We start from the raw sequence: 1,902 nt of genomic DNA on the forward strand, positions 1-1,902 counted from the left end.
CCCGCCGCTGCGGTAACCGGCGGCGCGGCAGCGCGCTCGACATGGGCCGCCGCGGTCGCTTCCTCCAGCGCATCGCGGAAGTCGACAAGGGCGGTCGACGGCGTGCCCGTCGCGCGGCCTTCGAAGATCATCCGCGGCGTGCTGCCCTCGCCGTAGGCGAGCTGGTCGGCCTCGTCGTCGATCTGCAGCACCGCGCCGTCGAGCGCGATGCCGGCGAACAGGCCACGCGCGCGCGACCACGACCAGATCTCCGCCTTGAGCTGGCCGTCGGTGGCCGTCGCCGCGCTGCGCCCGACCGGTCCCGCCGCAACCGCCGCATCGGCGCCCAGCGTGACCTTGCCGTTGACGATCGAATCCACGCCGCGCTCGCCGCGGAACACCAGCACCACGTCCGAGGACTGCACGCCAGCCTGCAGGCCGACGGAACCGCCGGTGAGCTTGACGAACGCCGGCTGCGACCACGTACCGTCGGGATTCTTCACCGCCATCACGCCGTGGCCGCGTCGACCGCCGAACACCAGGCCGATCTTCAGCGTGTCGGGCACGACCACGATCGCGCGCGCCTCGTCGAGCAGCTTGTCGGGAATGGCCGACTCGGGAACCTTGCGGATCTCCTGGAGCACGCGCAGCGCGTTGCGGGCGCGCTCGTCCTCCACGGGGCCGGCGAACGCCGGGGCGGCGGCCAGCAGGCCGAGGGCGAGAAAGAGTCCGGAAAGGCGGGGCAGACGATCCATGGTCGATACCGGCGAACGGGGTGGTTCAGGCTAGTGACGCGCGGATGAATATCAAGCAACCGTGGCCGACCGCGGCGGTCGCGACGTCGCGTTCCGTTCCTGGCCGCCGTCCGCGCCGGGCCCGCTGTCATGCTATGGCGATGACCGACGCCGCCCCGCGCACCGCCCTCGTCCTCGTCAACCTCGGCACGCCGGCTGCGCCGACGCCGCGCGACGTGCGCCGCTACCTGTCCGAATTCCTGCACGACCATCGCGTGGTCGATCTCAGCCGCTGGCTCTGGTGCCCGCTGCTGCACTTCGTGATCCTGCCGGTGCGCGGCAAACCGGTCGCGAAGAAGTACGCGTCGATCTGGATGGACGGCGTCGACGGCGGCTCGCCGCTGGCGGTGTACACGCGTCGTTTGGCGCGCGCCGTGCAGGCGCAGATGCCGGATGTCCGCGTGGTCGAGGCGATGCGTTATGGCAAGCCAGCGCTGCGCAGCGTGCTCGACTCGCTGCGCGCCGACGGCATCGAGCGCATCGCGGTGCTGCCGCTCTATCCGCAGTACTCGACGTCGACGACGGGCGCCGTCACCGACGTGGTCGCGGCGGCGTCGCCGGACGCTCGCGTCGTCGAGCAGTACCACCTGGACGCGGGCTGGGTCGACGCGGTGGCGGCGACTGTCCGCAGCGCCCGCGCGGGGTTCGGTGGCGAGCGCCACCTGCTCTTCTCGTTCCACGGCCTTCCCGAGCGTTTCATCCGCCGTGGCGACCCGTACCAGCAGCAATGCGAGGCCTCCGCGGCCGCGATCGCCGCGTCGCTGGGCCTCGGTCGCGCGCAGTGGACGATCGCCTACCAGTCGCAGTTCGGTCGCGAGAAATGGATCGGCCCGTCGACGCAGGCCACGCTGCGCGAGTTCGCCGCGCGCGGCGTATTCGATGTCGACGTGGTCGCGCCGGGATTCGCGGTCGATTGCCTTGAAACGCTGGAGGAAGTGGGCGAGATGCTCGCGCACGAGTTCGCGCAGGCCGGCGGCCGCATGAACTATGTCCCCTGCCTCAACGATTCGGCGGAACACGCCCGCGTATTGGCCGACATCGCGCGCCGCGCGCTGGCCTGACATGCGCGAGATCGCCCTCGACACGCCTTTCGGCCGCCTCGCCGGCCTGCGCTTCGGCGACGGCAGAA

At 71.4% G+C, this 1,902-nt stretch carries 2 protein-coding genes; one reads left to right on the forward strand and one right to left on the reverse strand.

Annotated elements, in window-relative coordinates:
• On the reverse strand, positions 1-725 hold a 725-nt coding region (locus FW784_RS13810; RefSeq protein ID WP_149353902.1), incomplete at its 3' end, for a lipid-binding SYLF domain-containing protein.
• 143 nt (positions 726-868) lie between these two features.
• On the opposite strand from FW784_RS13810, the gene hemH reads away from it, so the two are divergent.
• Positions 869-1,834: a ferrochelatase gene (gene hemH, locus FW784_RS13815; protein WP_425481660.1), complete on the forward strand. Its 966-nt coding sequence runs from the start codon at positions 869-871 to the stop codon at positions 1,832-1,834.
• Positions 1,835-1,902: the final 68 nt, after the last annotated feature.

The organism is Cognatilysobacter lacus (genome assembly GCF_008274655.1).
Lineage (GTDB): Bacteria > Pseudomonadota > Gammaproteobacteria > Xanthomonadales > Xanthomonadaceae > Cognatilysobacter > Cognatilysobacter lacus.

Bases quoted from the DNA above. Each gene is read 5' to 3' on its own strand.
- hemH (WP_425481660.1), top strand. From the start codon at position 869: ATGGCGATGACCGACGCCGCCCCGCGCACCGCCCTCGTCCTCGTCAAC.